Source organism: Kitasatospora sp. NPDC097643, assembly GCF_040302625.1.
Classification (GTDB): Bacteria; Actinomycetota; Actinomycetes; order Streptomycetales; family Streptomycetaceae; genus Kitasatospora.
The window spans coordinates 74,373-96,351 of record NZ_JBEOSA010000019.1 but is presented as its reverse complement, the minus strand read 5'-3'; the positions used below and the strand labels follow the sequence as shown (position 1 = coordinate 96,351).

At 78.1% G+C, this 21,979-nt stretch carries 3 protein-coding genes; all 3 read left to right on the top strand.

What is annotated here, in order from left to right; genetic code table 11:
- Nucleotides 1-33: 33 nt before the first annotated feature.
- Genes ABTY15_RS15230 through ABTY15_RS15220 form a run of 3 tightly spaced genes read left to right on the top strand, consistent with a single transcriptional unit; the run spans nt 34 to nt 21,958 of the window.
- Nucleotides 34-9,810 (top strand): type I polyketide synthase, encoded by a 9,777-nt coding sequence (locus tag ABTY15_RS15230; RefSeq protein WP_350583295.1) that lies wholly within the window; start codon nt 34-36, stop codon nt 9,808-9,810.
- Entirely contained in the window at nt 9,810-21,458 is an 11,649-nt protein-coding gene (locus ABTY15_RS15225; RefSeq protein ID WP_350583282.1) for an SDR family NAD(P)-dependent oxidoreductase, read from the top strand. Before ABTY15_RS15230 ends, ABTY15_RS15225 begins: the two co-directional genes overlap by 1 nt.
- Nucleotides 21,455-21,958 carry a nuclear transport factor 2 family protein gene (locus ABTY15_RS15220; protein WP_350583274.1) on the top strand — a complete coding sequence of 168 codons (504 nt, stop codon included), beginning with the start codon at nt 21,455-21,457 and terminating at the stop codon, nt 21,956-21,958. The genes ABTY15_RS15225 and ABTY15_RS15220 overlap by 4 nt, the downstream gene beginning before the upstream one ends.
- Nucleotides 21,959-21,979 lie beyond the last annotated feature (21 nt).

The following is a 21,979-nucleotide window of genomic DNA, read 5'->3' as shown; positions in this document are numbered from 1 at the left end:
CGCACCCCCCACCACCCCGAGCACCCCCACGACATGACGACGAGTGAGGTTCCGATGGCCGACGACGAGAAGGACGAGAAGCTCGTCGACTACCTCCGGTGGATGGCGGGCGACCTCCAGCAGACCCGCCGGCGCCTGGACGAGATCGAGGAGGCCGCCCACGAGCCGATCGCCGTCGTGGCGATGAGCTGCCGCCTGCCCGGCGGCGTCCGCTCGCCCGAGGAGCTGTGGCGGCTGGTCGCCGACGGCACCGACGCCGTCTCCGGCTTCCCGACCGACCGGGGCTGGGACCTCGACGCGCTCTACCACCCGGATCCGGACCACCCCGGCACGTCCACCACCCGGCACGGCGGATTCGTCGACGGCTACGCCGACTTCGACCCCGCCTTCTTCGGCATCAGCCCGCGCGAGGCCCTCGCCATGGACCCGCAGCAGCGGCTGCTGCTCGAAGTCGCCTGGGAGGCCTTCGAACGGGCCGGCCTGCCCGCCGAGCAGCTGCGCGGCAGCCGGACCGGCGTCTTCGCCGGCGTGATGTACCACGACTACGGCGGCCGGATCCGCCGCCCCGACGAGTCCACCGAGGGGTACCTGGGCACGGGCAGCGCGGGCAGCATCGCCTCCGGCCGGGTCGCCTACACCTTCGGGCTGGAGGGCCCGGCCGTCACCCTCGACACCGCCTGCTCCTCCTCCCTGGTCGCCCTGCACCTCGCCGCCCAGGCGCTGCGCCAGGGCGACTGCGACCTCGCCCTGGCCGGCGGGGTGTCCCTGATGGCGACCCCGGCGACCTTCGTCGGCTTCAGCCGGCAGCGCGGTCTGGCGGCCGACGGCCGGTGCAAGGCCTTCGGGGCGGACGCGGACGGCACCGGCTGGTCCGAGGGGGCCGGCCTGCTGCTGCTCGAACGGCTCTCCGCCGCCCGGGCCAACGGCCACCCGGTGCTCGCGCTGATCCGCGGCAGCGCGGTCAACCAGGACGGCGCCAGCGGCGCGCTGACCGCGCCCAACGGGCCCGCCCAGCAGCGGGTGATCCGGCAGGCGCTGGCGAACGCCCGGCTGCGGCCCGGGCAGATCGACGCGATCGAGGCGCACGGCACCGGCACCACCCTCGGCGACCCGATCGAGGCCCAGGCCCTCCAGGCGGTGTTCCGGGAGGACCGGGAGGCCGGCCGGCCGCTCTGGCTGGGCTCGCTCAAGTCCAACCTCGGGCACACCCAGGCCGCGGCGGGCGTCGCCGGGGTGATCAAGACGGTGCTGGCGATGCGTCACGGCGTCCTGCCGCGCACCCTGCACGCCGACCGGCCGTCCCCGCACGTGGACTGGCAGGACGGGCCGCTGGAACTGCTCACCGAGGCCCGCCCGTGGCCGGACTCCGGCGAGCCGCGACGGGCAGGCGTCTCCGCCTTCGGGATCAGCGGCACCAACGCGCACGTCCTGCTCGAACAGGCCCCGGACGCCCCGGACACCTCCGAAACGGCCCCCACCGACCGGCAGTCCACCGGGCTGCCCCCGCTGTGGCTGCTCTCCGCCCGGAGCGCCGAGGCGCTGCCCGCCCAGGCCGAGCGGCTGGCCGCCCGGCTGCGCGGCGAGCCCGAACCCGGGCCCGGGGCGGGCCCCGACCCCAGGGACATCGGCTGGTCACTCGCCCGGACCCGGACCGCCTTCCCGCACCGGGCCACCGTGACCGGCCGCGACCGGGCCGAACTCCTGGCCGGGCTGGACGCGTTGGCGAGCGGCACCCCCGCCGCCCGGGTCGCCCGGGCGACGGCCGGCTCCGGCCGGGCCGCCCTGGTGTTCCCCGGCACCGGCAGCCAGTGGGCCGGCATGGCCGCCGAACTGCTCGACTCCTCCCCCGTGTTCGCCGACCGGCTGGCCGAGTGCGCCGAGGCACTGCGCCCGTACGTGGACTGGTCGCTCCCCGACGTCCTGCGCGGCGCCCCCGGCGCGCCGACGCTGGAACGCACCGACGTCGTCCAGCCCGCGCTCTGGGCGGTGATGGTCTCGCTCGCCGCCCTCTGGGAAGCCTGCGGCATCGAGGTGTCCGGGGTGCTGGGCCACTCGCAGGGCGAGATCGCCGCGGCCGCCGTCAGCGGCGCGCTGTCGCTGCCGGACGCCGCCCGGGTGGTCGCGCTGCGCGCCCGAGCCCTGGTGACGCTCGGCGGGCTCGGCGGCGGCCTCCTCGCGGTGGCCGACACGCCCGCCCGGATCCGCGAGCAACTGGCCGACTGGGAAGGCGAGTTGACCATCGCGGCGGTGAACGGCCCGCGGTCGGTGGTGGTCGCCGGACCGGTCGCGGCGCTGGACGGGCTGCGCGCCCGCTGCGAGGCGGACGGCGTCTGGGCCCGTCGGGTGCCGTTGGAGTACGCCTCGCACTCCCCGCAGGTGGAGACGGTCCGGGCGGAACTGACCGCCGCGCTCGGCCCGGTGACGGTGCACCACCCCAGGATCCCGGTGTACTCGCCGACCACCGGCGGGCTGCTCGAACCGGGTGGCCAGGACGCCGGGTTCTGGTACCGGAGCCTGCGGCAGCCGGTGGAGTTCGAACGGGCCACCCGGGCCATGCTCGCGGACGGCTTCGACCTCTTCATCGAGTGCAGCCCGCACCCGGTGCTCGTCCAGGCCCTCCAGGAGACCGTCGAGGAGGCCGCCACCGAGGCCGTCGTGGTCGGCTCGCTGCACCGCGGCGACGGCGGCCCGGACCGCTTCGCCGACGCGGTCGCCGCGGCGGTGGCGGGCGGCGCCCGGCTGGACGCCGACCGCTACTTCGGCCCGGCGCACCGCGTCGACCTGCCCACCTACGCCTTCCGGCGCAGCCGCTACTGGCTGCCCGCCGACGACACCCCGGCCGCCGCCGTGGCCACCACCGAGCAGGCCTGGCGCCTGGCCGTCACCGAGCCGGGTGACCTGGCCACCCTCGCGCCGGTGCCCGCGCCCGAGGCGCGGCGCCCGCTCGGCCCGGGCGAGCTACGGGTCGCGGTGCGCGCCGTCGGCCTGCACTTCGGCGACGTCCTGGTCGGCCTCGGCCTGACCCGGCACGCCGGCACCGGGGACGGGGCCGGGACCGACGACGGCACCGACGACGCGCCGACGCCGGTGGGCGTGGAGGCGGCGGGCGTGGTCCTGGCGGCGGGCCCCGGGGTCACCGGCCTCGCCGTGGGCGACCGGGTGATGGGCCTGTTCCCGGACGGCGCGGCCGGCCCGGTCGCGGTCACCGACCACCGGTTGGCCTGCGCCCTCCCCGAGGGCTGGACCTTCGAGCAGGGGGCCGCCGCGCCGCTGGCCGCGCTGACCGCCCAGCACGCCCTGTTCGGGCTGGCCGGGCTGCGGGCCGGGGAGACGGTGCTGGTGCACGCCGCGAGCGGCGGCACCGGCCTGGCGGCCGTCCGGCTGGCCCGCCACCGGGGGGCGTCCGTCCTCGCCACCGACCTGCCCGAGCGGCAGCAGGCGCTGCGGGAGCTGGGCCTGCCGGAGGAGCGGCTCGCCTCCTCGACCGGCCCGGAGTTCGCGCCGCGACTGCTGGCGGCCACCGCCGGGCGCGGCGTCGACGTCGTGCTGAACTGCCTGGCCGGGGAGTCCGTCGACGCCTCACTGCGGCTGCTGGCGGACGGCGGGCGGTTCGTGGAGACCGGCCGGACCGACCGCCGCGAGCCCGCGCGGGTCGCCGCCGACCACCCGGGCGTGCGCTACCTGGTGGCCGACCTGGCCGAGGCCGGGCCGGAGCGGATCCGGGCCGCCCTCGCCGAGCTGGCCGTGCTGTTCGCGGACGGCACGCTGCCGCCGCCGGACGTCCCGGTCCGGGAGGTCGGGCAGGCCGCCGAGGCGTTCGAGCACCTGGGCCGGGCCCGGCACGCGGGCCAGGCGGTGCTCACCCTGCCGTCCGCCCCCGGTCCGCTCCCCACCGCCGCCCCGGCCACCGACCCGGCCACCGACCCGGCCGCCACGGACGCCACCGGCGGCCCGCTGCACGGCCTCGACCCGGCCGCGCGCCGGGAGGCGCTGCTCGACCTCGTCCGGACCGAGATCGCCGCCGTCCTCGGCCACCCGGACGCCCGGGCGATCGGCACCGACCAGCGCTTCCAGGAGCTCGGGCTCGACTCGCTCACCGCCGTCCAGCTGCGCAACCGGCTGGGTGCGGCGACCGGGCTGCGGCTCACCGCGACCCTGGTGTTCGACCACCCCACCCCGCGGGCGGTCGTCGACCACGTCCTCACCCTGACCGGGGCACCGGCCGACGCGGGCCCCGAAACCCCGTCGGCCCCGACCGGCGACGCCGACGCCGAGCCGCTCGCGATCGTCGCGATGGCCTGCCGCTTCCCCGGCGACGTCCGCTCCCCCGAGCAGCTCTGGGAGCTGCTGGACACCGGCGCCGACGTCATCGGTGACTTCCCCACCGACCGCGGCTGGGACTTCGCCGGGCTGCACCACCCCGACCCCGACCGGCCCGGCACCACCTACGCCCGCCAGGGCGGCTTCATCGACACCGTCGCCGACTTCGACGCGGCCTTCTTCGGCATCTCCCCGCGCGAGGCGCTGGCCATGGACCCGCAGCAGCGCCTGCTGCTGGAGACCTCCTGGGAGGCCTTCGAACGGGGCGGCATCGACCCCGTGGCGGCCGCCGCCGACGGCCCGGTGGGCGTCTTCGTCGGCACCAACGGCCAGGACTACCCCCGGGTGCTGGCCACCGGCCGGGAGGATCTGGAGGGGTACATCGGGACGGGCAACACCGCGAGCGTGCTGTCCGGCCGCCTGGCGTACGCCTTCGGCTTCGGCGGGCCGGCGGTCACCGTCGACACCGCCTGCTCCTCGTCCCTGGTGGCGCTGCACTGGGCCGGCCAGGCGCTGCGGCGCGGCGACTGCGAGCTGGCGCTGGTGGGCGGCGTCACCCTGATGACCAGTCCGCTGCTGTTCACCGAGTTCAACCGGCAGCGGGTGCTGTCCCCCGGCGGCCGGTGCCGCTCCTTCTCCGCCGACGCGGACGGCACCAGCTGGAGCGAGGGGGTCGCCGTCCTGCTGGTGGAGCGGCTCTCCGACGCCCGCCGCAGGGGCCACCGGGTGCTGGCCCTGGTGCGCGGCTCCGCGATCAACTCGGACGGCGCCAGCAACGGCCTCACCGCGCCCAACGGCCCGGCCCAGGAGCGGGTGATCCGCCGTGCCCTCGCCGCCGCCGGGCTGACCCCCGAGGACGTGGACGCGGTGGAGGCGCACGGCACCGGCACCAAGCTGGGCGACCCGATCGAGGCGCAGGCGCTGATCGCCACCTACGGCGCGCGGCGCCCGGCCGACCGGCCACTGCGGCTGGGTTCGCTGAAGTCCAACCTCGGCCACACCCAGGCCGCCTCGGGCCTGGCCGGCATCATCAAGCTGGTCGAGGCGCTGCGCCACGAGCGGCTGCCGCGGACCGTCCACCTGACCGAGCCGACCCCGCACGTCGACTGGTCCGCCGGGGCGGTGGAGCTGCTCGCCGAGCCGCAGCCGTGGCCGCGCACCGACCGGCCCCGGCGCGCCGGGGTGTCCTCGTTCGGGATCAGCGGCACCAATGCGCACGTCCTCGTCGAGGAGCCCCCGGCCGCCGGGCCCGAGCCGGCGCAGGAGCCGTCGCCGGAGCCGTCGTCCGGCGCGCCGGACGGCCGGGCCGTCCCCTGGACGCTGTCCGCGCACAGCCCCGAGGCGCTGCGCGGCCAGGCCGGCCGGCTGGCCGAGCACCTGACGGCCCACCCGGACGCCCGGCCGCTGGACGTGGCCTGGTCGCTGGCGACCACCCGCGCCGCCCTGCGGCACCGCGCCGTCGTGCTGGCCGAGGACCGCCCGCAGGCGCTGGCCGCGCTCGCCGCGCTGCACGCGGGCCGGGACGCCGCCGGGGTGGTGCGGGGCCAGGCCCGGGAGGGGCAGCGCACGGCGTTCCTGTTCGCCGGCCAGGGCAGCCAGGCCGCCGGCATGGGGCGCGAGCTGCACGCCGGGTACCCGGTCTTCGCCGCCGCCTTCGACGCGGCCTGCGCGGCCCTCGACCCCCATGTGGCCGGGCACCTGGAGCGGCCGCTGCGCGAGGTCGTGCTGGCCGGGCCGGCGGACGAGGAGGCCGCGGCGCTGATCGACCGGACGGAGTACGCGCAGCCCGCGCTGTTCGCCTTCGAGGTGGCGCTGTTCCGGCTGCTGGAGTCCTGGGGCGTCGCCCCGGACCTGCTGGCCGGGCACTCGGTCGGGGAGATCGCGGCCGCGCAGGTCGCGGGCGTGCTCCCACTCGCCGATGCGGCCGAACTGGTCGCCGCCCGGGGCCGGCTGATGCAGGCGCTGCCGGCCGGCGGGGCGATGGCCGCGGTCGACGCGGAGCCGGCCGAGGTCGCCGCACTGCTGGCCGGGCTGGACGGCGTCACCGTCGCGGCGGTGAACGGGCCGCGGGCGACCGTGCTGTCCGGCGAGCGCGCGGCGCTCACCGGGGTGGTCGACGGGCTGCGCGAGCGCGGCCGCCGGGTCTCCTGGCTGCGGGTCAGCCACGCCTTCCACTCCCCGCTGATGGACCCGATGCTCGCCGCGTTCGAGCAGGTCGCGCGGGGGCTGAGCTACCACGCCCCGCGGATCCCGCTGGTCTCCACCCGCACCGGGCGACTGGTGACCGCCGAGGAGCTCGCCGCGCCCGAACACTGGGTCCGGCACGCCCGGGAGGCCGTGCTGTTCCACGACGCCGTGGCCAGCCTGGCCGAGGCGGGTGCGACGGTGTTCCTGGAACTGGGCCCGCAGGGCGCGCTCGGCCCGTTGGCCGCCGAGACCCTGGCCGGCCGCGGCACGGTCGTGGCGGCGCAGCGCCGGAACCGGCCGCAGGAGGCCGCGCTGCTGCTCGCCGCCGCCGAACTGCACGCCCGGGGCGTCCCGGTGGACTGGCGGGCGGTGTTCGCCGGGCGCGGCGCGCGCACGGTGGAGCTGCCCACGTACGCCTTCCAGCGCAGCCGCTACTGGCCGCAGCGCGCCCTCGCCGCGCGGCGCGGCCCGGGCGGTGGCGGGCACCCGGTGCTCGACGCGGTGGTGCGGCTGGGCGACGGCGACCGCTTCCTCGGCACCGGCCGGCTCTCCGCCGACACCGCGCCCTGGCTGGCCGAGCACCGGCTGTTCGACACCACGGTGGTGCCCGGCACCCTGCACGTCGAGCTGGCGGCGCAGGCCGCCGAGGCCCTGGGCTGCCCGGAGGTGCGCGAGCTGACCCTGCACGCCCCGCTGGTCCTCGGCGAGCGGGAGGAGGTCGAACTCCAGCTGCTGGCCGAGGAACCCGACGCCGACGGCACCCGCGCGCTGCGGCTGTACGCGCGCCCGGCCGGGCCCGACGGCGCGGCGCCGTGGACGCTGCACGCGAGCGGCTCGCTGGCCACCGGCGAGGCCGCGGCGCCCGGCCCCGACCTGCGCAGCTGGCCGCCCGTCGACGCCGAACCCGTCCCGGTGGACGGCCTGTACCCGGCCTTCGCCGCCCAGGGGGTGGCGTACGGCCCGCTGTTCCGGGGCGTCCGCGCCGCCTGGCGGGCCGGCGAGGTGCTGTTCGCCGAGGTGGCACTGCCGGACGGCGCCGACCCGCAGTCCTTCGCCCTGCACCCGGCGCTGTGGGACGCCGCCCAGCACCCGGCCGCGATGGACGGGCTGGGCTCCGACACGGGCGCGGCGGTGCCGTTCTCCTGGTCGGGGGTCCGGGTGCACGCCGCCGGGGCCACCCGGCTGCGGGTGCGGATCGCACCGGCCGGGCCGGACGCCGTCACCATGGCGGTCGCCGACGGCCGGGGCGACCCGGTGGCCGACGTCGAGCGGCTGACCGCCCGCCGGGCGCAGGCCCGGGACCTCGGCGCCGGGTCAGCCGGGGCCGCTGGGCCGGCCGATGCCGCCGCGCTGTACCGGCTCGACTGGGTGCCGGGCCCCGCCGAGGCGACGGAACCGGCCGCACTCAGCTGGCTCGGCACCGACGCGCCACCCGCGGCCCTCGCCCTCGCCGCCGCCGGGGACCGGGCCGCCGCCCTCGTCCCGGTCGCACTCGTCCCGGTCGCGGTCGACGGCGGTGCCGACCCGGCCGCCGCCCGGGCGGCCGTGACCCGGGCGCTCACCGCGGTGCGCGGCTGGCTGGCCGACGACCGCTCCACCCGGGGCCGGCTGGCCCTGCTCACCCGGAACGCCGTCGGCTGCCCGCCGGACCAGTCGGCCCCCGTCGACCCGGCCCCCGTCGACCCGGCGCAGTCCGCCGTCTGGGGCCTGGTGCGCGCCGCCCAGGCGGAGTACCCCGGCCGGATCGTGCTCGCGGACCTGGACGGCGCCGAGGCCTCCTGGCGCGCCCTGCCCGCCGCCCTCGCCGGGGACGAGCCCCAACTCGCGCTGCGCGACGGCCGGTTGCTCGTCCCCCGACTGGCCCCGACCACCCCCGACACCCCCGCACCCGTGCTGGACCCGAACGGCACGGTGCTGATCACCGGCGGCACCGGCGACCTCGGCGCGCTGCTCGCCCGCCACCTGGTCACCACCCACGGCGTCCGCCACCTGCTGCTCACCAGCCGCCGCGGCCCCACCGCCGACGGCGCCGACACCCTCGCCACCGAACTACGCGCCACCGGCGCCCACGTCACCATCACCGCCTGCGACACCGCCGACCGCGCTGCCCTCACCACCCTCCTCGCCGACATCCCCACCCACCACCCCCTCACCGCCGTCATCCACACCGCCGGAGTCCTCGACGACGGCATCCTCGACTCCCTCACCCCCGAACGCCTCGACCACGTCCTCCGCCCCAAAGCCCACGGCGCCTGGCACCTCCACGAACTGACCCAGCATCACAACCTCACCGCCTTCGTCCTGTTCTCCTCCGCCGCCGGAGTCCTCGGCGCCGCCGGGCAGAGCGCCTACGCCGCCGCCAACGGCTACCTGGACGGCCTCGCCCAGCACCGCACCGCCGCCGGACTGCCCGCCACCTCGCTGGCCTGGGGACTGTGGGACCAGAGCGACGGCGGCATGGCGGGCGGCCTCACCGCGGCCGAACGCGGCCGGATCACCCGCGCCGGCTTCGGGGCGATCGCCCCCGCCGCCGGGCTGGCCCTGTTCGACGCCGCCCTCGGCCGGCCCGAACCCCTGCTCGTCCCGGCCCGGTTCGACCTGCCGTTGCTCCAACCCCGCAGCGGTGACCCGGACTTCCCGGCGGTACTGCGCGCCCTGGTGCGCCCGGCCGGTACCCGGCCCGCCGCCGGGCCCGTCCGGACCGCCGCCGGCTCGCCCGGCTCCCCCGGATCGGCCGGCTCGCCCGGCTCGCCCGGATCGCTCGTCGACCGGCTGCTCCCGTTGGACGCCGCCGGGCGCGAGAGCCTGCTGCTCGACCTCGTGCTCACCCAGGCCGCGACCGTGCTGGGCCACAGCTCGCCGCAGGCCGTCGCCCCGGACCGGCCGTTCACCGAATCCGGGCTGGACTCGCTCGCCGCCGTGGAGATCCGCGGCCGGCTCGACGCCGCCACCGGCGTCCGACTGCCCGCCACCACGGTCTTCGACCACCCGACGCCCGCCGGGCTCGCCGCCCACCTGCGGGACCTCCTCGTCCCGGCCGCGCCGAGCCCCGCCGAGGCCGCCCTCGCCGACCTCGACCGGCTGCGCGAGGCCGTCCCCGGCCTGGCCGGCGACCAGGACACCGCCGAACAGGTCCGGCTGCGGCTCAAGGCCCTGCTCGCCGCCTGGGAGCAGGCCACCGCCGACCAGGCGACCGCCGAACGGGACGGCACCACGCACGACGGCGCGGACGGGGACGACCTCGACGCCGCCGGCATCGACGAACTTCTCGCCATCATCGACGAGGAACTGGGGGACGCCTGATGACGGGCACCGACGAGAAGGTCCTGGACTCGCTCAAGCGGCTCACCGCCGAGCTGCGGCAGACCAGGCGGAAGCTGCGGGAGACCGAGGACGCCGCCCACGAGCCCATCGCCGTCATCGGCATGGCCTGCCGCTACCCCGGCGGCGTCCGTACCCCGGACGAGCTCTGGCGGCTGGTCTCCCAGGGTCGGGACGCCGTCTCCGCCTTCCCCACCGACCGCGACTGGGACCTCGACACCCTGCGCGGCCCGGACGACGCGGCCGGCAGCAGCGCCGCGCAGGCAGGCGGATTCCTCTATGACGTCGCCGACTTCGACCCGGCGCCGTTCGGCATCAGCCCGCGCGAGGCCACCGCGATGGACCCGCAGCAGCGCCTGCTGCTGGAGACCTCCTGGGAGGCCTTCGAACAGGCCGGCCTCGACCCGGCCGCGCTGCGCGGCAGCCGCACCGGGGTCTACGCCGGGATCATGTACCACGACTACGCGGCCAGGCTGCGCGAGCTGCCCGAGGACGTGATGGGCTACCTCGGCACCGGCACCTCGGGCAGCATCGCCTCCGGCCGGATCGCCTACACCTTCGGCCTGGAGGGCCCGGCCGTCACCATCGACACCGCCTGCTCGTCCTCCCTGGTCGCGCTGCACCTCGCCGTCCAGGCCCTGCGGGCCGGCGAGTGCACGCTGGCGCTGGCCGGCGGCGCCACCGTGATGGCCTCCCCGCTGCCCTTCGTCGACTTCAGCCGCCAGGAGGGCCTGTCCTCCGACGGCCGCTGCAAGTCCTTCGCCGCCGCCGCCGACGGCACCGGCTGGGCCGAGGGCGCCGGCATGCTCCTGCTGGAGCGGCTCTCCGACGCCCGCCGCCACGGCCACCCCGTGCTCGCCGTGGTCCGCGGCACCGCCGTCAACCAGGACGGCGCCAGCAACGGCCTCACCGCCCCGAACGGTCCGGCCCAGCAGCGAGTGATCCGCCAGGCGCTGGCCGACGCCGGCCTCACCCCGGCCGACGTCGACGCGGTCGAGGCGCACGGCACCGGCACCAAGCTGGGCGACCCGATCGAGGCGCAGGCGCTGCTCGCCGCGTACGGGCAGGGCCGCGCCGCCGACCGGCCGCTGCGGCTCGGCTCGCTCAAGTCCAACCTCGGCCACACCCAGGCCGCCGCCGGGGTCGGCGGGATCATCAAGATGGTCCTCGCCCTGCGCCACGGCGAACTCCCCCGGACCCTGCACGTCGACGAGCCCACCCCGCACGTCGACTGGTCCGCCGGGGCGGTGGAGCTGCTCACCGAACCGCAGCCGTGGCCGCGCCGCGACACCCCGCGCCGCGCCGGGGTGTCCTCCTTCGGGTTCAGCGGCACCAACGCGCACGCCATCGTCGAGGAGGCGCCCTCGCCTGTTCCCGCGCCCGTTCCCGCGCTCTCGCCCGCCGCCACCTCGCCGGCCGCGCTGTGGACACTGTCCGCCGCCACCGAGCCCGCGCTGCGTGCCCAGGCCGGGCGGCTCGCCGACCGGCTGCGCCGCGACCCGGCGCCGAGCCCGGCCGAGGTCGGCCACGCCCTGCTCACCACCCGCGCCGCCCTCGCCCACCGGGCGGTGCTGGCCGGGCGCGACCGGGGCGCGCTGCTGGACGACCTGGAGGCCTTCGCCGCCGGGCGGCCCACCGCCGGCCTCCTCCAGGAGCGCGCCGGCACCGGCGGCCTGGCCGTCATGTTCACCGGCGGCGGCAGCCAACGCCCCGGCATGGGGCGGGAGTTGTATGCGGCCCAGCCCGCCTTCACGGAGGCCTTCGACGCGGTCTGCGTCGAACTGGACCGGCACCTGCCCGCGCCGCTGCGCCCGGCCGTCTTCGACGCGCCCGCCGAGGGCGCCCCCGGGCCGCTCGCCGGGCAGGCCTACGCCCAACCCGCGCTGTTCGCCGTCGAGGTGGCGCTGTTCCACCTGTTCGCCTCCTGGGGCGTCGAGCCCGACCACGTCCTCGGGCACTCGGGCGGCGAACTCGCCGCCGCACACGTCGCGGGCGTGCTCTCGCTGCCGGACGCGGCCGCCCTGGTCGCCGCACGCGGCCGACTCACGGCGGCGCTCGCCCCGGGCGGGGCCATGGTCGCGGTCGCCGCCGGCGAGGCCGAGGTCCGGCCGCTGCTGACCTCGGGCGCCGAGATCGCCGCGGTCAACAGCCCGGACGCGGTGGTCCTCTCCGGGGACGCGGCGCCCGTCCTCGCCCTCGCCGCCCACTTCGCCGCCCTCGGGCGCAAGACCCGCCGGCTGAACGTCAGTTACGCCTCCCACTCGGCCCGGGTCGACCCGATGCTCGCCGAGTTCCGGCAGGTCGCCGCCGCCCTGGAGCTGCACCCGCCGCGGCTCGGCTTCGTCTCCACCGTCACCGGCGAACCCGCCGACGCCCGGGAGCTCTGCACCCCCGAGTACTGGGTGCGCAACGCCCGTCAGCCGGTCCGGTTCGCCGACGCCGTCCGGCACCTGGAGGCCGCGGGCACCCGCACCTTCCTCGAACTCGGGCCCGAGGCCGCCCTCACCCCGATGGCCGAGGCCTGCTTCGCCGCCACCGGCTCGGCCGCCGTGCCCGCCCAGCGCGCCGACCGCGACCAGGCCACCGAGGCCGCCGAGGCCCTCGGCCGACTGCACGCGCGGGGGATCGCCATCGACCGGGCCGCCTACCACCGGGGCGCCTTCCAGCGGGACGCCTTCCAGCAAGGCGCCTTCCAGCAGGGCGGGGGCCCCCGCCGGGTCGAGCTGCCCACGTACGCCTTCCAGCGGGAGCGGCACTGGCTGGAGGCCCCGCCGGGGAGCCGGCTCGACGTCACCCCGGCCGGGCTCGGCTTCCCCGACCACCCCCTGCTCGGCGCCAGCATCGTGGTCGCGGACTCCGAGGAGTTCCTGTTCACCGGCCGGCTTGACCTGCGCACCCAGCCGTGGCTGGCCGACCACGTCGTCGGCGACGCCGTCCTGCTGCCCGGCACCGCCTTCGTCGAACTCGCCCTGCGCGCGGGCGAGCAGGCCGACGTCGACCGGCTCGACGAGCTCACCCTGACCGCCCCGCTGGTCGTCCCGGCCGAGGGCTCGGTGGCGCTCCAGATCCGGCTCGGCGCGCCCGACGAGTCGGGCCGCCGGCCGGTCGAGGTGTACTCGCGGGTGGAGGACGCCCTGCCCGGGCGGCCCTGGACGCGGCACGCCGCGGGGTTCCTGTCGGTCGGGGGCGCCGCCGAGGAGACCACGGCCGCCGCCTGGCCGCCGCCCGGCACCGACCCGCTCGACCTGGACGGCCTGTACGGGCGCCTCGCCGCCGACGGGCTGCGCTACGGCCCCGCCTTCCAGGGCCTGCGGGCCGCCTGGCGACGCGGCGACGAACTGTTCGCCGAGGTCGCACTGGAGGCCGAACCCGGCGACGCGGCAGGCGCGTTCGGTCTGCACCCCGCCCTGCTGGACGCCGCGCTGCACACCCTCGGGCTCGGTGCCCCCGGCCCGGCGAGCCTGCCGTTCGCCTGGCACGGCGTCACCCTGCACGGCGCCGGCGCCGCCCAGCTGCGGGTCCGGCTCACCCCGGCCGGGCCGGGCGGGATCGCCATCGAGGCCGCCGACGCCGCCGGCCGGCCCGTCCTCGCCGTGGAGTCGCTGCTGCTGCGGCCCGCCGGTGCACTCGCCACCGCCGGGGGCGCGGTCCGCGAACCGCTGCTCCACCTGGTCTGGGCCGAACCGCAGACCCCGCCGGCCGCCCCGGCGGAGCCCGTCCGGACCGGCCTGCTCACCGAGGCGCTCGCCTCTGCCACCGTGCCGCCGTCGCTCCTGGTGCTCCCGCTGCTCGACGCCCCGACCGCGCCGGACCCCGCCCGCGCGGCCGGCGAGTCCACGGCCCGGACCCTCGGCCTGGTGCAGGCCTGGCTCGCCGACGAGCGGTTCGCCGACACCCGGCTGGCCGTCGTCACCAGCGGCGCGGTGGCCGTCGCACCGGGCGAGCCCGTCCGCGACCTGGCCCGCGCCGCCGACCGGGGGCTGCTGCGCTCTGCCCAGTCCGAACACCCCGGCCGGATCGTCCTGGTGGACACCGACGAACCGGACGTCCGGCCCGAGGAACTGGCCCGGGCGCTCGGCACGGACGAGCCGAGCGTCGCCCTGCGCGGCGGCCGGCTGCTGGTGCCCCGGCTCACCCCCGCCGCCACTGCCCCCGACGCCCCCGCGCCCGTGCTGGACCCGAACGGCACGGTGCTGATCACCGGCGGGACCGGGGCGCTCGGCGCGCTCCTCGCCCGCCACCTGGTCACCACCCACGGCGTCCGCCACCTGCTGCTCACCAGCCGCCGCGGCCCCACCGCCGACGGCGCCGACACCCTCGCCACCGAACTACGCGCCACCGGCGCCCACGTCACCATCACCGCCTGCGACACCGCCGACCGCGCTGCCCTCACCACCCTCCTCGCCGACATCCCCACCGACCACCCCCTCACCGCCGTCATCCACACCGCCGGCGTCCTCGACGACGGCATCCTCGACTCCCTCACCCCCGAACGCCTCGACCACGTCCTCCGCCCCAAAGCCCACGGCGCCTGGCACCTCCACGAACTGACCCAGCATCACAACCTCGCCGCCTTCGTCCTGTTCTCCTCGGCGGCCGGGCTGCTCGGTGCCCCCGGCCAGGCCAACTACGCCGCTGCCAACGGCTTCCTGGACGCCCTGGCCCAGCACCGCAGCGCCGCCGGACTGCCCGCGCGGTCGCTGGCCTGGGGCCTCTGGGAGGGCGCCGCCGGCATGGTCGCCGGCGTCGACGACGCCTCCCGGCGCCGGCTCGCCGCGCTCGGCATGCGCCCGATCCCCGCCGCCGAGGGGCTGGCCCTGTTCGACGCGGCCCTGGCCGGCACCGAGCCGGTCGTCGCACCGCTCCACCTGGACCCGCGCGGACTCGACGGCGAGGCGGTGCCCGCACTGCTGCGCGGACTGGTCCGGCCCCGTCGGCAGCGCCGCCGCGCCGCGGCCCCCGCGCGCGCCGACCACACCGGTCTCGCCGGGCGCCTCGCCGCCCTGCCCGAGGCCGAGCGGCTGCGCGAACTCGCCGAACTGGTCCGGGCCGAGGCCGCCGCCGTGCTCGGCCACCGCGGCCCGCAGGCCGTCCCCGACGACCGCGCGTTCTCCGAGCTCGGCTTCGACTCGCTCGCGGCCGTCGACCTGCGCAACCGGCTCGGCGCCGCCACCGGCCTGCGGCTGCCGACCACCGCGGTGTTCGACCACCCCACCCCCGGGGCGCTCGCCGCCCGGCTGCACGCCCTGCTGCCCGGCGCCGCCACCCCCGCCGCCCCGGCCGCGCCCACTACCCCCGTCGGCGCCGCCGACGAACCGATCGCGATCGTCGGCATGGCCTGCCGCTACCCCGGCGGGATCGCCTCCCCCGACGACCTCTGGGAGCTCGTGCTGGCCGGGCGGGACGCCACCACCGAGATGCCCCGCGACCGGGGCTGGGACATCGACGGGCTCTACCATCCCGAACCCGGCCCGCGCGGCACCTTCTCCACCCGCCGCGGCGGATTCCTCGCCGACGCCGCCGACTTCGACCCCGGATTCTTCGGCATCAGCCCGCGCGAGGCCCTCGCCATGGACCCGCAGCAGCGGCTGCTGCTGGAGGTCTCCTGGGAGGTGTTCGAGCGCGCCGGCCTCGACCCGCTCGCGCTGCGCGGCAGCGACACCGGGGTCTTCACCGGGGTGATGTACCACGACTACGGCTCCTGGGCCCGGCGCACCCCCGAGGACGTCGAGGGCTACCTCGGCGCGGGCACCGCCGGCAGCGTCGCCTCCGGCCGGGTCGCCTACGCGCTCGGCCTGGAGGGCCCGGCCGTCACGGTCGACACCGCCTGCTCCTCCTCGCTGGTCGCGCTGCACCTCGCCGCCCAGGCCCTGCGGGCCGGCGAGTGCACGCTGGCGCTGGCCGGCGGCGCCACCGTGATGGCCACCCCGGGCCCGTTCGTCGAGTTCAGCCGCCAACGCGGGCTCGCCCCGGACGGGCGGTGCAAGTCCTTCGCGGCAGCCGCCGACGGCACCGGCTGGGCCGAGGGCGTCGCGGTGCTGCTGGTCGAGCGGCTCTCCGACGCCCGCCGCCACGGCCACCCCGTGCTCGCCGTGGTCCGCGGCACCGCCGTCAACCAGGACGGCGCCAGCAACGGCCTCACCGCCCCCAGCGGCCCGGCCCAGCAGCGGGTGATCCGCCGGGCCCTGGCCGCCGCCGGGCTGACGGCGGGCCAGGTCGACGCGGTCGAGGCGCACGGCACCGGCACCCGGCTCGGCGACCCGATCGAGGCGCAGGCACTGCTCGACACGTACGGCCGCGAGCACACCTCGGACCGGCCGCTCTGGCTCGGCTCCCTCAAGTCCAACCTCGGCCACGCACAGGCCGCCGCCGGGGTCGGCGGGATCATCAAGATGGTCCAGGCGATGCGGCACGGCACCCTCCCCCGCACCCTGCACGTCGACCGGCCCACCCCGCACGTGGACTGGACCGACGGCGGCGTGCAACTGCTGACCGAGGCCACCCCGTGGCCGGCCACCGGCGCACCCCGCCGGGCCGGGGTCTCCTCCTTCGGCATCAGCGGCACCAACGCCCACGCGATCCTCGAACAGGCCCCCGACGACAGGCCGGCCGAGGTCACCCCGGGCGCGACGCCCGCGGGGGCGGCCGGTGGCCGGGCGGGCATCGGCGGCATGCCCGTCACCGAGGCCACCCCCGCCACACCCACCCCCACCGGGGCCACCGTCACCGGGGCCGCCGCGCCGTGGCTGCTGTCGGCCCGGACCGAGCAGGCCCTGCGCGGCCAGGCCCGGCGTCTGCTGGACCATGTCCGGGCCCGGCCCGACATCGCCGATGCCGACCTCGCGTTCAGCCTGGCGGTCACCCGATCCGCGTTCCCGCACCGCGCGGCCGTGCTCGCCGCCGACCGGGCCGGCCGACTGGCCGCCCTGGAGTCGCTGGCCGGGCAGGGTTTCGCCCCAGGCGCGCCGACCCAGCAAGCCGACAGCAGCCAACGGGCCACCCTGAAGCGGCCGACCCCGAGCGTGCTGACCGGCCGGGCCCACAGTGGCCGGACGGCCTTCCTGTTCAGCGGCCAGGGCAGCCAGCGCGCCGCCATGGGCCGCGAACTGTCCGCCGTCGACGACGAGTTCGCCGCCGTCCTGGACGAGGTGTGCGCCGCCTTCGACCCGCTGCTCGACCGGCCCCTGCGTGAGGTGCTCACCGCCGACCCCGGCACCCTGACGGCCGCCCTGCTGGACGAGACGCAGTACACCCAGCCGGCGCTGTTCGCGGTGGGGACGGCCCTGCTGCGTCGGCTCGCGGCCTGGGGGATCCGGCCGGACGTGCTGGCCGGGCACTCGATCGGCGAGCTCACGGCCGCCCACGCGGCCGGCGTCCTCGACCTCGGTGACGCGGCCACCCTGGTCGCCGCGCGCGGCCGGCTGATGCAGGCGCTACCCGCCGGCGGGGCGATGGCGGCGGTCGAGGCAGCGGAGGAGGACGTCCTGCCGCTGCTGACCGACCGGGTGGCCCTGGCCGCCGTGAACGGCCCGTGCTCCGTCGTGCTGTCCGGTGACGCCGACGCGCTCCGGGAGGTGCTCGCCCGGCTCACCGCAGCCGGCCGCCGCAGCCGCCCGCTGCGGGTGAGCCACGCCTTCCACTCCCCGCGGATGGACGGCGTGCTCGACGAGTTCGGGCGGATCGCCGCCGGGCTGACCTTCCGGGAGCCGTCGCTGCCGGTGGTCTCCACCGTGACCGGCCGGCTCGCCACCGCCGCCGAGCTGCGCTCGCCCGGGTACTGGGTGCGTCAGCTGCGGCAGCCGGTGCGGTTCCGGGACGCGGTGCGCCGGCTGGAGGCCGACGGCGTGACGGCCTTCGTCGAGCTAGGCGCCGGCTCCACCCTCACCGCGCTGGTCCGGGACTGCCTGGACGACCGCGAGCGCGCCGCCGTGGCACTGCTGCGGCCCGGCACGGCGGAGCCCGAGGCGCTGGCCGCCGCCGTCGCCGAGCTGCACGTGCGCGGCGTCGCCGTCGACTGGGCCGCCGTGCACGCCGGTTCGGGTGCCCGCCGGGTGCCGCTGCCGACCTACGCCTTCCAGCGCCGCCGCTACTGGTTGGCCGCGGACCCCCGGCCGGACGGCCAGGAACACCCCGGCCTCGGCGCCGCCGTCTCCGCCCCGGACCTCGACGGCACGGTGTTCACCGGCACGCTGGACGGGCGCGCCCTGCCGTGGCTGACCGAGCACCGGATCGACGGCACCGCCGTCCTGCCCGGCGCCGCGCTCGTCGAGCTGGCCCTGCACGCGGGCGGCGAACTCGGCTGCCCCGTCCTGGACGAGCTGGTCGTCGAGGCCCCGCTCCCGGTGACCGGCCCGGCTGCGGTGCCGGTGCGGCTCTCCGTCCGGGAGCCGGCGGCGGGCGGCCGACGCGCCTTCACCCTCTTCGCCCGCACCGACTCCGCGCACGGTGCCTGGACCCGGTACGCCACCGGCACCCTGGCCCCCGCCGAACCGAACGCCGAACCGAACGCCGGGCCGACCGCGGGCCCGACCCCCGCACCGACCGCAGGGCCGACCACCGACCAGCTGCGGACCAGTGCGGCCGCCGCCTGGCCGCCCGCAGACGCCCGGCCGGTCGACCTCACCGACGCCTACCGCCACCCGGCCGAGGCCGGGCTGACGTACGGGCCGGCCTTCCGGGGCCTACGGGCCGCCTGGCGCGCCGGTGACGAACTGTTCGCCGAGGTCGCCCTGCCCGAGGACACCGCCGACCCCGGTGCCTTCGCCCTCCACCCCGTCCTGCTCGACGCGGCTCTGCACGCCCTCGGGCTGCCCCGGGACGGCCGGCCCGCGCCGGCGGTGCTGCCGTTCGCCTGGCGTGGCGTCCGGCTGCACCGCACCGGCGCCCGGGCGCTGCGGGTCCGGCTGACCCCGCACGGCGCCGACACGGTGGCCGTCGAGCTGACCGACCCGGCCGGCGCGCCGGTCGCCACCGTCGAGGCGCTGACCCTGCGCCCGGCCGCCGCCCCGGTGGTCGCCGCCGCCCGCGCCCTGCTGCGGGTCGCCTGGGCGCCGCTCGACGCCACGCCCGACGCCCCGGACGTGCACGTCTGGACGGTGCTCGGCCCCGCCGACACCCCGCCGCCCGGGCCCTACCGCCGGGCCGCCGAACTGGCCGCCGTGCCCGGTGAGGCCGACTCGGTCGTCCTCGCCCCGTTCCTGGCCGCGCACCGGCCCGACGACCGGGCCCCGGTCGAGCGGGCACTGGAGCTGGTCCGGACGTGGCTGGCCGATCCCCGGTGGAAGAACTCCCGGCTGGTCGTGCTCACCCGGCGGGCCGTCGCGGCCGCGCCCACCGAGGACGTCCCGGACCTCGCGCACGCCCCGCTCTGGGGCCTGCTGCGGTCGGCCGCCGCCGAACACCCCGGCCGCTTCGCCCTGGTGGACGTGGACGGCACCGAGGCCTCCTGGCAGGCGCTGCCGACGGCGGTCGCCGCGGGAGCCACCCAGCTGGCGATCCGCGACGGCGCGACCCGCGCCCCCGGGCTGGAGCCCGTCGCCCCGGCCCCCGCACCCGCACCTGGTGCCCACACGCCCGGCGGCGCACCGGTCCTCTCCCCCGCGGGCACCGTGCTGGTCACCGGCGCCGCCGGTGCCCTCGGCGGCCTGACCGCCCGGCACCTGGCCGCCGTGCACGGCGCGCGGCACCTGCTGCTGGTCGGCCGCCGTGCCGACGACCCGCGGTTGACCGCGCTGGCCGCCGACCTGGCAGAGCTCGGCGCCACCGCCGCCGTCGCCGGCTGCGACGTCGGCGACCGCGCCGCCCTGGCGCGTCTGCTGGCCACCGTCCCGGCGCACCACCCGCTGACCGCCGTGGTCCACTGCGCGGGCGTCCTGGACGACGGCCTGGTGGCCGACCTGACCCCGGAGCGGCTCGCCCGCACCCTGCACGCCAAGGCCCTGGCCGCCTGGCACCTGCACGAGCTGACCGAGCACCAGGAGCTCGCCGCCTTCGTGCTGTTCTCCTCCGCCGCCGGGGTCCTCGGCGCCCCCGGTCAGGCCAACTACGCCGCCGCCAACACCTTCCTGGATGCCCTCGCCCAGCACCGCCGCCACCTCGGCCTTCCTGCCCACGCCCTCGCCTGGGGCCCCTGGGACCAGGCCGGCGGCGGCATGGCCGGCCCGGCCGAGCTGCGGCGATCCGCCCGCGGCGGTGTCCGGGCGGTCACCCCCGCGGAGGGCCTCGCCCTGCTCGACGCGGCGCTGGCCGGCCCCGAGGCGGTGGTGGTCCCGCTCCGTACCGGTCCGGCCGCGCCCGGCACCGGGGAGCAGCCGCTCCCGGAGCTCCTCCGCCCGCTCGTCCACCCAGTCGTCCACCCAGTCGTCCATCCGCTCGTCCACCGCCCGGACCAGGCCTGGAAACCGTCCCCGCCCTCCCCGGCAGCCGCCCCGGCACCCGACGGACGCCTCGACCTGCCCGCCCTGGTGCGCACCGAGGTCGCCGCGGTGCTCGGGTTCCCCTCCCCCGAGACGGTCGACGAGCACCACTCGCTCCCCGAACTGGGCCTCGACTCGCTCACCGCCGTCGAACTGCGCAACCGCCTCGACGCGGCCACCGGCCTGCGGCTGGCCGCGACCGTGGTCTTCGACCACCCCACCCTCCCGGCGCTGGTCGACCACCTGCGCACCGAACTCGACCGCACGCCCCCGCCCGGCACCGGCCAACTCGCCCAACCCGCCCGACCCGACCGGCAGGCCCGGACCGACCCGCAGGCCCAGACCGTCCACGCCCTCTTCACCCAGGCCCGCGCGGCCGGCCGCACCCTGGAGGGCATCGAGCTGCTGCGCCTGGCCTCCCGCTTCCTGCCGTCCTTCCGCACCTCCGCCGACCTGGCCCGGCCCCCGCAGCCGGTCCGGCTGGCGGCCGGGCCCCGGACCGGCCCTGGGACCGACCCCGGGTCAGGCCCGGGCGGCCCCGCGCTGCTCTGCCTGCCCGCCGTCGTCGCCCACTCCGGACCGCACCAGTTCGCCCGGTTCGCGGGCGCGCTGCGCGGCCGGCGCGAGGTGGTGGCGCTGCCGAACCCGGGCTTCCTGCCGGGCGAACCGCTCCCGGCCGACCTGGAGGCCGTCGTCGCGGTCCAGACCGCCGCCGTCCTGCGGGCCGGCGGCGGCGCGCCCGTCGCCCTGCTCGGCTACTCCTCCGGCGGCTGGGTCGCCCACGCGGTGGCCGCCCGGCTGGAGGCCGCCGGCCACCGCCCGCGGGCCCTGGTGCTGCTGGACACCTACCGGCAACAGGACACCGACGAGGCCTTGGCGACCGCCTTCACCGACGGCCTGTTCGCCCGCCGCGGCGAGCTGGCCGAAGCCGCCGGGGCCGCCGACGGGCACTCGCTCACCGCGATGGGCGGCTACTTCCGGGTCTTCGAGGACTGGACCCCCGGAACCGTCACCGCCCCCACCCTCTTCCTGCGCGCCGGCGACCCGCTGCCCGGCACCACGCCCCCGGCACCGTCCTGGCTCGGCGCCGCCACCGTGCGGGAGACCCCCGGCGACCACTTCTCGCTGCTGGAGGAGCACGCCGACCCCACCGCCCAAGCCGTACACAGCTGGCTGACCGGCCTGCTGTCCGACGAACCGGAGCCGACGCCATGACCGATGCCACGACCGACCCCATCACGGAAGCCATGACCGACCCCACCCCCGACCTCACCCCCGAGCTGGTCGAGAAGGCCTATCTCGCCCTGATCTCCTGCGACCGCACCGAGGCCGCCCAGTACTGGTCCGAGGACGTCCGCTTCTCCGTCCCCGGCCGCCACGCGCAGGCCGGCCGGCACGTCGGCCTGGACGCGCTGCTCGCCTTCCGCCGCGCCCTCACCGCGGCCGCCGGCGGCAACTTCGAGGTCGAGCTGGTCACCTCGATGATCAGCGGCAACGAGAACATGGACGTCGTCCAGGTGCGCGCCGTCCGCCCCGGCGCCCCCGAGGGCAGCACCTCCCCGTACGACGTCCTGGACGCCCGCGGCGTCCAGGTCTTCCGCTGGGAGGACGGCCTGATCGTCGAGGGCCACGCGGGCTTCTTCGGGGACGGCTCCACCAACTACGACCAGTGGTGGTCCCCGCTCGACGGCGAGGGCAACCGCCGCTACGTCTGAGCGGCGCCGAGGGCCGGTCCG

Coding starts and splice junctions, on each gene's coding strand:
- ABTY15_RS15230 (WP_350583295.1), top strand. CDS start 34: ATGACGACGAGTGAGGTTCCGATGGCCGACGACGAGAAGGACGAGAAG.
- ABTY15_RS15225 (WP_350583282.1), top strand. CDS start 9,810: ATGACGGGCACCGACGAGAAGGTCCTGGACTCGCTCAAGCGGCTCACC.
- ABTY15_RS15220 (WP_350583274.1), top strand. CDS start 21,455: ATGACCGATGCCACGACCGACCCCATCACGGAAGCCATGACCGACCCC.